7 protein-coding genes are annotated in these 14,686 nt (G+C 40.9%); all 7 read left to right on the forward strand.

What is annotated here, in order from left to right:
• Window positions 1-6: 6 nt before the first annotated feature.
• The 7 genes from WH188_RS12055 (at window position 7) to WH188_RS12085 (ending at window position 14,634) form a co-directional block, all read left to right on the forward strand.
• On the forward strand, window positions 7-1,005 hold the full coding sequence (locus tag WH188_RS12055; protein ID WP_132769633.1) for a 4-hydroxyproline epimerase: 999 nt from the start codon (window positions 7-9) through the stop codon (window positions 1,003-1,005).
• Between the two features lie 23 nt (window positions 1,006-1,028).
• Window positions 1,029-2,288, forward strand: coding sequence for an NAD(P)/FAD-dependent oxidoreductase (locus WH188_RS12060; protein ID WP_132769631.1), 1,260 nt, complete (start codon window positions 1,029-1,031; stop codon window positions 2,286-2,288).
• A gap of 16 nt (window positions 2,289-2,304) precedes the next feature.
• Window positions 2,305-4,080, forward strand: a complete 1,776-nt coding sequence (locus WH188_RS12065) for a DUF885 family protein (RefSeq protein WP_206368564.1) — start codon at window positions 2,305-2,307, stop codon at window positions 4,078-4,080.
• Window positions 4,081-4,101: 21 nt separating this feature from the next.
• A complete protein-coding gene (locus WH188_RS12070; RefSeq protein ID WP_132769629.1) occupies window positions 4,102-5,523 on the forward strand; it encodes an APC family permease in 1,422 nt (473 codons plus the stop codon).
• 68 nt (window positions 5,524-5,591) lie between these two features.
• Complete coding sequence (locus tag WH188_RS12075; RefSeq protein ID WP_339424051.1) at window positions 5,592-7,835, forward strand: S9 family peptidase; 2,244 nt, start codon at window positions 5,592-5,594, stop codon at window positions 7,833-7,835.
• A gap of 272 nt (window positions 7,836-8,107) precedes the next feature.
• Window positions 8,108-11,167: a beta-L-arabinofuranosidase domain-containing protein gene (locus WH188_RS12080; protein ID WP_168127713.1), complete on the forward strand. Its 3,060-nt coding sequence runs from the start codon at window positions 8,108-8,110 to the stop codon at window positions 11,165-11,167.
• 71 nt (window positions 11,168-11,238) lie between these two features.
• Window positions 11,239-14,634 carry a family 43 glycosylhydrolase gene (locus WH188_RS12085; protein ID WP_168127712.1) on the forward strand — a complete coding sequence of 1,132 codons (3,396 nt, stop codon included), beginning with the start codon at window positions 11,239-11,241 and terminating at the stop codon, window positions 14,632-14,634.
• Window positions 14,635-14,686: the final 52 nt, after the last annotated feature.

The following is a 14,686-nucleotide window of genomic DNA, read 5'->3' on the forward strand; positions in this document are numbered from 1 at the left end:
CAATTGATGAAGAAAACGTTTTTTTGTATTGACTCCCACACCTGTGGTTGTCCAGTTAGGTTGGTAGCAGGAGGAGGGCCGGTGTTGCATGGAAATTCGATGATGGAACGTCGGCTACATTTTATGGAAGAATATGACTGGATTCGTAAAGGATTGATGTTTGAACCCCGTGGTCATGATATGATGAGCGGAAGTATTCTGTATCCGCCAACAGATCCAAATAATGATACCGGTGTACTTTATATTGAAACAAGCGGCTGTCTTCCGATGTGTGGACATGGTACTATTGGTACTGTGACTATTGCGATTGAAGAGGGATTGGTCATCCCTAAAGTACCGGGTAAGCTGCGTCTAGAGACACCAGCAGGTTTAATCCTGATCGATTATGTACAAGAAGGACCAAAGGTAAAAACGGTTAAGCTGACCAATGTTAAGTCTTTTCTCTATAAAGAAGGACTTAACGTGATATGCCCAGATTTGGGTGAAATTATTGTTGATGTAGCCTATGGTGGGAATTTTTACGCCATTGTTGATCCGCAGAAAAATTTTAGAGATATAAGCGATTTTTCAGCGAGTCAGCTCATTCATTATGGGAAAATTATTCGCCATTTACTTAATGAGCAGACAGATTTTGTTCATCCTGAAAATGAAAATATTTATGGTCTGAGCCATATCCAATGGACTGGGAAACCAACCAAAGAAAATTCTACAGGAAGAAATGCTGTGTTGGTAGGTGAGAATGCATTGGATAGATCTCCCTGTGGTACGGGAACTTCTGCTCGCATGGCACAATGGTATGCTAAAGGGAAGTTGAAAAAAGGAGAAGAGTTTGTTCATGAGAGTTATATCGGTTCGCAATTTGTCGGTCGTATCGAAGAAGAAACAACCATATCGGGGCAGACTGCCATCATTCCCTCTGTAGAAGGCTGGGCAAGAATTACGGGGTATAGTCAAATCATTATTGATGATGAAGACCCCTATAAAGAAGGATTTCAGGTTATGTAATTACTATTAAAATATCAAAAAAAGTGTCAACACATAATAAAGGAAAAGTTGCTATCATAGGGGCGGGTATAGCAGGATTGTCTACTGCCTATTACCTCTTACAGGATGGTTGGGAAGTTCAAATTTTAGAGAAAGGGAATGGGCAAGACAATTGTTCCTATGGCAATGCAGGAATGATCGTGCCTAGTCATTTTACACCATTGGCAGCACCAGGCATCGTGGCACAAGGTGTAAAATGGATGCTGAATAGTAAAAGTCCATTTTACGTCAGACCTTCATTGAATTTTTCATTGATCGATTGGGGTTTGAAATTTTTGAAGCATGCCAATGAAAAACATGTAAACCGAAATGCAGCAGCTATACGTGATTTGAACCTTGCGAGTAGCCGATCATATGATGAATTGGCTCAACAGGAGGGTTTTGATTTTGAGCTAAGACAGAACGGTATTATGATGCTCTACAAATCTAGCCATGTTGCGCATGAAGAAATTGAATTGGCAGAAAAAGCCCAAAACTTGGGATTGGATGTGGAAGTTTTTGATCAAGCGGGTATACAGGCTTTAGAGCCTAATCTCCGAATGGATACGATCGGAGGTATTTTATACAAATGTGATGGTATCTTGTATCCTCCCAAATTGATGAAAACATTGACAGATTACTTGTTCGCTCATGGTGTCCAGGTTCACTATCAAACAGATGTAACAGGATTCAAGTTTTCAGGTAAAAAGGTGTCTGAAATCCTTACTTCAAAAGGAGCATTTCATGCCGATGAAATTGTCGTGACTGGGGGAGCGTCGCTACCTGCATTAGCTTCGAAGTTACATTTGAAGTTACCTTTAATGCCTGGAAAGGGGTATTCTTTTATGCATAATACAACCGACAATAACCAGATGGTACATGCGGCTTTGCTGTTAGAAGCTCGTGTAGCGGTGACGCCTATGAATAATCAGATTCGTTTTAGTGGAACCATGGAATTAGGTCCGGCAAATGATAAGATATACAGTAATCGCGTAAAAGGTATCGTCGAATCTATCCCTAAATATTTCCCTGATCTAAAGGTCGATTATCCGCAGGATATCTGGTTTGGCTACAGACCATGTTCGCCAGATGGGCTTCCATATTTGGGCAGGACTTCTAAATACAGCAATGTCAGCATTGCGGGTGCGGGTGGTATGATGGGTTTGAGTTTGGGACCTGCTTACGGAAAAGCGATCACAGCCCTACTATCCGATAAACCTACAGAAACGGATATCAAGGGCTTTAGTCCAGATCGGTTTCAATAGACAAAAATAAACCTAAATGATGAAGAAAAACAACAATAACCCTAACGTAAAGAAATTTATAGTCATTGGAGTGCTTTGTATGGCTTCTTCGCTAACAGATGCCCAAGATATGGATTTGTATCAACACACAACACCTATTGAGCCTTATATCATACAATACCGCCATGATCTGCAGGCTGTCAATTATTTTTATGGCCCAATGCCTAAAAATTGGGGATTTCAGCAGTCGGCAGCCTCACCCGAGCAGATCAATAGACTGGTCAAGATCGATGATGACTATTTAGCTAAATTAAAAGGATTTGATTATAAGAAATTGAATACAAATGGTCAAGTCGATTATATTTTGCTGAACCAAAAAGTGCAACGACACAAGGAAGAACTCAAAGAAACATTAGCTTCTTACAATCGACTGAAGGCCTACTTACCCTTTGCCGAAAATATTCTTCAGTTTGAACAGAAACGTCGTCGCGGTGCCGCTGTGGTCGGCAAGGATGTTGCCATAGTGTTAGAAAAAACTACTGATCAGGTTTCTGAATCGATTCAAAAGCTAGAAAATGCGGCCGCGATTGAATCTGCTGATGTCAATTTTTTGGTCAATATGGTGGAGTCATTGCGAGTCCGTTTGGAGAGTGCGTTCGATTTCTATAATGGATATGACCCGATGTTTACTTGGTGGGTCCCTAAATCTTATGAAAGTTTAAATGAAAAACTGATTCAATATAAAACAGCTTTGCAGGGAAAGAGCAATTGGAAAGTCTTTAATGATGGCAGTAATATTGGTGGGCAACCGATCGGAAAATCTGCACTCAACAAAAAGTTACGTGAAGAAATGATTGCATATAATGCGGATGAGTTGTTGCGTATCGCTGATCAGGAATGGGAATGGTGCGTGGCAGAGTTATTAAAAGCTTCTCGTGAGATGGGATTTGGAGACGACTGGAAGGCCGCGCAGGAAAAGGTTAAAAACACCTATGTGCCAGAAGGGCAACAACCTGGTCTGATCAATGAATTGTATGATCGGGCCCAAGCATTTATCAAGGAGCACGAGCTAATTGCAATTCCTGAATTGGCGGATGAGACCTGGGGAATGATTATGATGACTCCTGAACGGCAGTTGGTGAATCCTTTTTTTACGGGAGGGCGTGAGATCAGTATTTCCTATCCGACCAATACCATGACTTATGATCAGAAAATGATGAGCATGCGTGGTAACAATCCACATTTTTCTTTGGGTACGGTGCAGCACGAACTCAATCCGGGGCATCATCTACAGTATTTTATGAATAAAAGGTATAAACCGTATCGTGAGCAGAATTTCAATACACCATTCTGGACAGAAGGCTGGACGTTATATTGGGAATTACTGCTCTATAGAATGGGTTTTGCAAAAACACCGGAAGAACGTATCGGGATGTTATTTTGGCGGATGCACCGTTGCGCACGGATTACCTTCAGTATTAAATTTCACTTAGGTGAGTGGACGCCACAGCAATGTGTTGATTATTTAGTTAATCAGGTCGGTCATGAACCTGCAAATGCGCATGGTGAAGTGAAGCGATCATTTGAAGGTTCCTACGATCCTTTATATCAATTGGCTTATTTGATCGGTGGTTTGCAGTTACTGAGTATCAGTGATGAATTGGTCGGATCGGGGAAAATGTCCTATACCGAATTTCATGACCGGGTCATTAAGGAGAATTACTTACCTATGGAGATGGTCAGGGCGATATTGACAAATCAAAAGCTTGAACCTAACCATCAAGCAAAATGGAAATTTTATAATTTTAAATAAGCGCAATTCAATCCTCAATCTATGAGCAGTCAAGAAAATAGTCAAGATTTCAAAAAGTCCTTAGGTTTATTGGATGCAACGATGCTCGTTGCCGGAAGTATGATTGGTTCGGGTATCTTTATTGTATCGTCAGATATCGCCCGAAATACGGGGTCTGCTGGCTGGCTGATGGTGGTGTGGCTGATCTGCGGATTTATGACTTTAGCCGCAGCTTTGAGTTATGGCGAGCTCAGTGCCATGTTTCCGAAAGCTGGTGGTCAGTATGTTTATCTCAAAGAAGCTTATGGGCCGGTGGTTAGTTTTACGTTCGGTTGGACTTTTTTTGCCGTTATTCAGACGGCTACGATTGCAGCTGTGGGGGTTGCTTTCTCCAAGTTTACAGCTTATTTGTTTCCGGTACTAGATGAAGATGTTTATTTGCTGGTGATGGGGAACTATCATATTTCATCTGCTCAAGTGCTGGCTATCGCTGTTATTTTGCTGCTGACCTTTATTAATACAGGGGGTGTAAAGAATGGCAAAATGGTACAGACCATACTTACCTTGATCAAAATATTAAGCTTGGTTTTATTGGTTATTTTTGGTTTTGCGGCTTTCGATCTGGAGGTGTGGAATCAAAACTGGTCTTCGGAGAATATGTGGAATCTACAGCGATTAAATGTGGATGGATCGACGGCAGATTATGCCACTTTTGGTGCATTTGGTGCCATATCTGCTGCTTTGGTAGGGGCGTTGTTCAGCAGCGATTCCTGGCATTCATCTTCTGCTGTAGCAGGCGAGATCAAGAATCCGCAACGCAACATTGGGCTGAGTTTAGCACTGGGGACTCTCATTGTGACCGTGATCTATATTTTGACAAATTTGATGTATACGGGTGTATTGACGATCGAGGAGATGGCCAGTGCGCCTAAAGATCGTGTGGCCATGCTTGTGGCGCAAGAAATTTTTGGTCCTGTTGGTATAGCCATCTTGGCGATTATGATTATGGTCAGCACTTTTGGATGTAACAATGGACTGATCTTGGCTGGTGCAAGGATCTATTATTCCATGGCTAAGGATGGTTTGTTTTTTAAGAAAACAGGAACCCTAAATAAGAATGCAGTACCGGCTTACGCTTTGTGGTTGCAGGCGGTGATTGCTTCTATATGGTGTTTAACAGGTAAGTATGGCGATTTGTTGGATATGATTACCTGTGTGGTTGTTATGTTTTATGTTTTGTGCATCATCGGCATCTTTTGGCTAAGATATAAGCGCCCCGATGTACCGAGACCTTATAAAGCCTTTGGATATCCTTTTATACCGGCCATCTATATTTTGATGGGGATCTCGTTTATTATTTTGTTGGTGATCTATAAACCGCAATTTACTTGGCCAGGTATTATCATCACGCTTTTGGGTATCCCATTATACTATGTTGTGAAACAAAAGGAAGCGAAGACGTAATCTATTTATTTCATCATGCCTGTTTATGGATAAAGGCATCATCTATAAGATATAAAAAAATAACACATATGAAGTTAACATTAACCGCTGTTTTAGTGGTGCTATTGCAACTTACGACAATGGCACAGGGCACATTGGACGATTATAAACGTGCCAAAGAGATCAGGAGTTCATTTGGCAAGGTGTATCAGGTTCCACAGCAGATTATTTGGTCTGAAAAAGGAGATAGTTTTTCTTATCGGGTGACCCAGAAAGACGGAAAGAGGAGCTTATATCTGGTCGATGCGCTGAACAAGAAAAAAATAGATACCGATGTTGCTGCGATTGAAAAGCAGCTATCCGATCAGTTGGATAAAGAAGTGAAATTAGGTGTATTGTGGGGACGAGATCTGAAAGTGCTGACGGCCAACGAAGTGGAGTTTACAGAAGAAAAAGTGGTCTGGAAGTGGAATGCCCAGGAAAATAAACTGAGCAAGTTGCGAGATGTCCCTGCAACAGGTGCTGACCGTAGATCGGACGGATATTGGGGAGCACGATGGGATGATAGTAAGGGGGAATCTGTAGACTCACCCGATAAGGCCTATACTGCTTATATTAAAAATAGTAATGTATACATCAGCAAAAAAGGGGATTCAAAAAGTGAGCGACAGTTGACCTTTGATGGAAGCCCCGGTGAGTATTATAGTGCCCGTATCCAATGGTCCAATGATTCAAAGAAATTGGCTGCTTCAAAAGTACGAAAGGCTGAAATTAGACAGTTGACTTTATTGGAGTCTTCTCCAGTGGATCAATTACAACCTAAATTACAAACCAGAGATTATAATAAACCTGGAGATGCTTTGTCACAATATTATCCAACTATTATTGATGTGATGGATGGTCGGGTGATAACTGTAGATCCTGCCCAGGTCGCCAATCAATTTTCATTGTCTGCACTGGTATGGAAGGCGGATAATACTGGAATCACATTTGAATATAACCAACGTGGTCATCAACGGTATGACGTGCTGGAATTGAATGCTGTGGACGGAAAAACAAAAGCCATTATTTCGGAGCGCAGCGCAACATTTATTGATTATAGTGGAAAGAAATATCGGAATGATCTTAAAAAAACAGATGACATCATTTGGGCTTCTGAACGCGATGGGTGGAATCATCTGTATCTGTTCGATGCTAAAACGGGCGCATTGAAACATCAGATTACAAAAGGAAATTGGGTCGTGCGTAAAGTTGTTAATGTCGATGAGGATAACAAAAAAATTATTTTTGAGGCGAGTGGCATGAATAAAGATTTGGATCCTTACTTAATCCGTTATTACGCAATTGGTTTTGATGGTAAGGGTTTGAAGGAACTTACTCCTGAAGCAGCCAATCATCAGGCAACCTTCAATACTGATCATTCTTTATTTGTAGATCTCTACTCTCGGGTTGACCAAGCTCCGCAGGCCGTACTAAGACGTGTGGCAGATGGACAGACTGTGATGGATTTGGAACATGCAGATATTTCGGATCTGGAGGCTACGGGATGGCGCAAACCTGAAGTGTTTAAGTCTCTGGCTAGAGATGGTAAAACAGAGATCTGGGGGATTATAGTCCGTCCACGAAATTTTGATCCGAACAAAAAATATCCTGTCATCGAGTATATCTACGCTGGTCCACATAGCGCTTTTGTCCCTAAATCATTTTCTGCTAATCCGGCAGGACTAGCTGAGCTTGCTGAACTGGGCTTTATAGTCGTGCAGATTGACGGAATGGGAACATCCAATCGTTCGAAGGCATTTCAAGATGTGGCATGGAAAAATTTAAAAGATGCTGGTTTTCCTGATCGTATTGCCTGGATGAAGGCTGCCGCGCTTAAATATCCCTATATGAATATTGAAAAAGTCGGTATTTATGGTACTTCTGCTGGAGGTCAGTCTTCTGCTGGAGCACTCTTGTTTCATCCTGAATTTTATAAGGTAGGGGTTTCATCTTGTGGATGCCATGATAATCGTATGGATAAAATATGGTGGAATGAACAATGGATGGGCTGGCCGATCGGACCTGAATATGCAGCTTGCTCTAATATCGAAAATGCATATAAATTAGAAGGAAAGTTGCTATTGATCGTGGGTGAGTTAGACGATAATGTGGATCCTGCATCGACTTATCAGTTCGTTAATCAGTTGATTAAACATGGTAAAGACCACGACTTCATTATGGTTCCGGGAATGGGGCATGCTTCTGGTGGTGATTTTGGAGAAAAGAAACGTCGCGATTATTTCGTGAAACACTTGCTTGGAGTAGAACCTCCAGCATGGACGGCTTATTAGCGAAAGTGCGCTGACTGATAATTGTTTTAAACCAAAACAGGAGTATCTTATCATTATGCCGATCGTAAAACGATTGGCATAGACAGGCATGCACATAGATAAGATCGAAAAATTAATTTTTGTGATTATAGATAGATTTAACGGTTGCTTGCATGTTGTTGAACATAGACAGAATGAAAATTGAGCTTGTGAGCTCAGGAAATAATTTGAAGGCTTCATCGCCTTTATAACTTTAAACCGAGCTTGCGAGCTCATAAAGGAATGATTTAGACATGAAAAGTTACACTTTTTTTTTACGTGTTATCCTCGTTGCTACGATCCTAACGAAAGGGTTCAGCCCAGTGCAGGCTCAAAATGGGGATCAGATATTGGATGGAATCGGCGAAACTGGAATGATCGCACGATATGTATTTAATGGAGATTTGAAAGATTGGTCTCGAAATAATCTGCATGCCACAGCTGGACGGAATGCTGCATTTATCAACGATAAGCGGTTTGGAAAAGTATTGTCGTTGACGGGAGAAAGTAATGATTTTATACAGATCCCTGCTGATGCATTGACCGATATGGAGTCGTTAAGTATCTCAGGTTGGGTTTATTTGCGTTCGGATAAAAAAAATCAAGTCTTTTTTGACTTTGGAAAGGATGTGCATAAACATTTCTTTGCAGCTCCTTTTGGCACGACCATTCAAGATGGTTTCCAAAGTTTAATAACAGCAGGGAAAAATAATCAAAAAGGAGCGGTTTCTCCAGCATTAGTATTGAACAAGTGGGTTTACCTGACGATCGTGGTGGATATTCCGGCTAAAACGATGAAGACTTATGTGGATGCTGTGCTTGTTGGGGAATCTAAGCAGATACCGCGTGAGTTGACCGAAGTTTTTGGATCTTCTGGAGATAAGAACAAATTGTATATCGGAAAATCATTTTTGACAGGATCTCCGTCATTGGATGGCATGTTGCATGATTTTCGGATCTATCGTGTTCCGCTGAGTAAAAATCAGCTTACTGGAATTTATACCAATTCACAACGTGGAGTAAGTAATCGCGACGTAAATGTGACGAAAGTGGAGGATAACCTACCGGAGTTTCCATTGACCCAAGCACAACTCTATAATGCTTACTTAGTTGCTGTGCCAGATATACAGGTGGAAACCGCATTAGGAGATTTACCACGTTTACCAAGTTATATACAGGGAACATATAAAGAGGAGATGGTTGGTCCTAAAGTACGGGTATTGTGGCCTTCGCCAAATGATAACAGTACCGTCTTGGAAGCTGGACGTTATACCATTACAGGACGAGTTCCGGGAACAGATTTACAACCTAAAGCAATCGTGACTGTAAAGTCAAGCAAGACCAATGCTGCACCAAGCTTAAAGCTGGAAGTTTTTGATCTTAATCAGGTTTCCTTGCAAGCTGATGCGCAAAATCAAGAAACGAAATTCATTGAAAATCGGGATAAATTTATCAACACATTAGCGACGACTGATCCCAACTCTTTTCTCTATATGTTTCGTGATGCATTTGGGAAACGACAGCCTGAAGGTGCTAAACCTTTAGGGGTCTGGGATAGTCAGGATACCAAACTCAGAGGCCATGCTACGGGTCATTATTTGACTGCGATTGCACAGGCCTATGCGAGTACTGGATATGATAAAACTTTGCACGCTAACTTTGCAGAGAAAATGACGTATATGGTCAATAACCTATACGAACTGGCACAATTGTCGGGCAAACCACAACAAGCAGATGCCGTGGCTATAGCTGATCCGACTGCTGTACCTTACGGTCCAGGCAAATCAACCTATGACTCTGATCTGAGTCAAGAAGGTATCCGTACGGATTATTGGAATTGGGGTGTAGGTTATATTAGCGCCTATCCACCCGATCAATTTATTATGTTGGAAAAGGGTGCGAAATATGGGGGACAGAAAACGCAAGTTTGGGCTCCCTATTATACCTTACATAAAATTTTGGCCGGCTTAATTGATATTTATGAGGTAAGCGGCAATGAAAAGGCGCTTCAAGTGGCAACAGGAATGGCAGACTGGGTGCATGCGCGTCTTAGTCAATTGCCTAAGGAGACCCTGATAAAGGTATGGAATACTTACATTGCAGGTGAATTTGGAGGAATGAATGAGACAATGGCGCATCTCTACCGCATCACCAATAAGGAACACTATTTGAAAACTGCTCAATTGTTTGACAATATCGATATGTTCTTTGGCAATGCGCAGCATGCACATGGATTGGCGAAGAATGTCGATACTTTTCGGGGGTTGCATGCCAATCAACATATTCCACAAATTGTGGGGAGTATCGAGCTATACCAAGTTTCAAACCTACCTGAATACTACCGCGTAGCAGACAATTTCTGGTATAAAGCTGTCAATGACTACATGTACAGCATAGGTGGGGTTGCGGGTGCACGCAATCCGGCTAATGCTGAAGTTTTTACAGCAGAACCGGCGACGTTATATGAAAATGGTTTTTCTGAAGGTGGACAGAATGAAACTTGTGCGACTTATAATATGCTTAAATTAACGAGCAACCTGTTTCTTTTTGATCAACGTGCTGAATATATGGATTACTATGAACGTGGATTGTATAACCATATTTTAGCTTCTGTTGCTGAAAATACTCCAGCGAATACGTACCATGTGCCACTGAGACCAGGAGCAATAAAGCAATTTGGAAACCCCAATATGACAGGCTTTACGTGTTGTAATGGTACCGCAATAGAAAGTAGTACCAAATTGCAGAATAGTATTTATTTTAAAAGCAAGGATGATCAAGCTTTATATGTCAATCTATTTATTCCTTCTACTTTGGACTGGACTGAACGTAAGGTGACTGTGGAACAGAAGACCAGCTTTCCAAAACAAGACGAGACCGAGCTGACCATAAATGGAAATGGTAAATTTGATCTTCATATCCGTGTGCCGAGCTGGGCAACCAAAGGATTTTATGTGACTATTAACGGTAAAGATCAAAAAGTACAGGCAAAGCCAAGTTCTTACTTGAAATTGAGTCGCCATTGGAAGAATGGTGATCGCATTACGCTGAAAATGCCTTTCCAATTTTATTTAGATCCGGTCATGGATCAACAGAATATTGCCAGTTTATTTTATGGACCTATCTTGTTGGCGGCTCAAGAACCGGAAGCGAGAAAAGATTGGCGTAAAGTGTCTTTGGATGCAAAGGATATCAGTAAATCAATAACGGGAGATCCGCAGCGTTTAGCGTTCAAGATTGATGGAGTTGATTTTAAACCATTCTATGATACCTACGGACGACACTCTGTTTATTTGGATGTTACGTTGAAATAAGTGCAAATTATGCTAAAAAATCTGAGGGGTACTTTGCTTGACGATGTACCCCTTTATTATACATACAGACTATGAAAAAAATTTTGTTTTCAGCTTTTTTCTCCCTTATCATGGGAGCTGGATCTGCTCAGTCATTAAAAAAGTATGAAGCACCTCATGCTATGAACCCATTATTGCCAGGGTATTTTGCTGATCCTACAATCAAAAAAATAGGCGACACCTACTATATTTACGCTACAACTGATGGGAATGGGTGGGGGGCTGGTCCATCGCAGGCATGGACCTCCACAGATTTTAAGAATTGGACTATACAACCCATGAACTGGCCTAATACGCATTGGTATTGGGCTCCCGATATGACAAAAGGATATGACGGAAGGTATTATCTGTATTATAGTCAGCCTGTTGAGATATTCGGTGCGGTATCAGATACACCTGTTGGGCCTTGGACATCTTTGGTTGATAACGGTAAATCTATTATACCCAATTATATGATTCCTGGAGTGATTACCTTGGATGGTCAAACATTTACGGATCGGGACGGAAAAATTTATATGTATTGGGGTACTTGGGGTATTTATCCAGACCATGGCTGCGCTGTAGGATTAATGGGGCAAGACATGAAGAGCTTTGAAAAAATTGAGTTGATCCCCAACACAGTGGCAAAAGATTTTTTTGAAGCTCCATTTATGTTTGAACGCAATGGTATATATTATATGATGTATTCATCTGGTCATTGCGAAGATCATACTTACCGCGTCCAATATGTAAAAAGTACGGTAGGACCGATGGGACCATTTGAATATCCGGCCGATAATCCCATATTGGTAACAAATGATGATGGTACAATACATGGTCCTGGGCACCATAGTGTGCTGGAAGAAGGAGGTAGATATTACATCGTGTATCACAGGCATAACAATCCGCATTCAGGTGGTGGTTTTCATAGGCAAATTGCAGTAGATGAGCTTTTTTTTACACCTGAGGGGGATATACAAAAAGTCGTTCCTACGCATGAAGGAATTGCTGATCTCATCAAACAAAAATCTTATCCGGAGGATCGAGCGTTTGGAAAGCCTGTGGTGGTCTCTTCTTTTTATAATGAAGATTTTAGGGCGTCCTTTTTGGTTGATGACAATAACGGAACTTTATGGAGAGCAAAAGACAATCATCAACCCGCCTGGCTCATGATCGACCTGGAAAAAATAACAGATGTACAGACTGTTGCCATTCAATTTGAATATCCTACTTATGCTTACCAATACCGGATAGAAACTTCAACAGATGCTAAAAATTGGACACCGTATGATGATCAGTCTAACAATAACCGTTGGGCAAGTCCAGTATTGTCGCATGGAAATGTAGCGGCACGATATGTCCGTCTCCATATATTGAATACACAATTAGCGGGTTTGCCTCGTGGAGTATGGAATATTAAAGTTTATGATAAGCCTCTCATGGAAGAAACGGTATGGTCAGCCCCGCAAAATATGGCTCCTAATGAGAAGACTTTTGGTTCTTTAATCCATTTAGATGCGTTGGATTATCGTGAAGGTGAGCGCATCACAACGATCCAAAACAAGGGCTTGTTAAAAGGAAGTTTAGATAGTGAAAAACCCGTTTATGTCAAGAATTACCAAGGAAAGAAAGCCTTTTTCTTAAATGGTTCAGCTTCACTTCGTTCGACATTTACAGTTCCTCAATCGCTAGCCGGTAATAGTCCTTACACCGTATCTATGTGGATAAACAATCCTAACATAGATCGATTTGAAAACGTCGTAGCGTGGTCTAAAGGCAATCAAGATATTAGCAAAGCAATATTCGGTTATGGAACAGATGCGCAGCGCGGAGCTGTTATCCATGGTGCCTGGCCTGATATGGGTTTTAAGACGCTACCGCTAGCAGATCATTGGCACCATATCATAATTTCATTTGATGGTTATATGGAACGTATTTATGTGGACGGACAGTTGCAACGAGAAGAAAACAGAATGTTATTTGTTAATCCTGCAGATTATTTTGTGGTAGGCGCATCGGATCTTTTGGATCAGCATTTTTCAGGTTATCTGGCAGATTTTAAGGTAGCTAATGTGGATCTCTCTGCTACATTAATAAAGGAAAAGGAGACTTTTTATCATGCTGAAAATATGTTTTTCGCAATACAGACAGATGATCTTGCTATCGGTAAAATCAACAAAGTAAGAAATCAGGGATCCAGTCAACATCATGACATTGTAGTTTATGGAGAAGTGCTCTTACAAGGCAATCGTACTGCCCTTAAAATGGGTGAATTGAAAGATTCTGCATTGTCTAGTATTATTGTTCAACCATCCTATACCTTAGCTTTTGACTGGTTTGATGGTCAAGCTTGGAATCACGGTTTGGCAATATGCGATCAGGGAAAAACGTTATTTTATAAAAATGGAAAACAAGATCAGGTGAAACAGATGAATAGACTGTTGCGCATAAAAAATGATCAATTTGAATTGAAACATGCTGTTCATTTTTTCAATGCTTATCCTGAAAAATTTTCGTTAGATCAGATGCACGAAAACTATCAGACATGGAAAGCTAAAAGTGCCGCTGATCTGAATAATTATGTACCGGTTACTGCGGTTAATCCGTATTGGATCAATGATAACAATATATTTGTACAGATCCGTGGAGATCGGTCTGACTTGTTGTATCTATTTTCTACAGGTCAATACGATACGGGTTGGATTCAAGAACCTTATCATTTATTCGATCGCGCACATGTGGGCAAGACTATTTCAATTTTTGCAAAAGATGAGTTCGGAAATGTGAGTAAAGCATTAGTGGTTGATATCCCGAAGTCCAAACCGCTGTTGATTGCTCCATCTGTTACCCAAACATTTGATTTGGGACAAAAAGAAATTCCCTATTGGGATGGTTGTCAAGTCGGTACTTATCCAGATAGTACACAAGTTCGCATCAGTGGAGTTGACGGACAATGGACGTTAGGCTCTAAGCATACTAAATGGGGCGATGCAAAACTATTACCTCCATTTGTATATAGAGAATTGGAAGGAGATTTCACCATTCAAGTTCATGTAAAAGATGTCGCTGGACTAGCCGAAAAAAGCCGCACTTCCAGTGAAGCTGGTATCATGATACAGGCAGGCGAACAATTTAATTCTTATATCAATAATACGGTATTAACGGGCTGGAATTTGGGTAATTTAGCGCGAAGTATAGGCTATCAAACTCATCAAGAAGGAAATAATGGGACAGGGTTACAATTTTTTCCTTATATCCAAATACAAAAAATAGATGATTATTTCTTTCTTCGCAGTTCTCAGGATGGTATTACCTGGATTGATCTTCCCAATACCCCATTTCTGCGTTCAGATTGGAAAGGACAAAAACTACGCGTAGGACTATATCAGATTGCAACCAACAATCAAGAAGGATATGGTTTATTTGAACATGTTAAGATTTGGCAGTAATAGCTAAAAATGATGCAGTAAAAAAGCCGTGATCAATTGAGATCACGGCTTT

Origin of the sequence: Sphingobacterium sp. MYb388, assembly GCF_037479535.1 — a bacterium.
In the GTDB taxonomy this organism is placed as follows: Bacteria; Bacteroidota; Bacteroidia; order Sphingobacteriales; family Sphingobacteriaceae; genus Sphingobacterium; species Sphingobacterium anhuiense.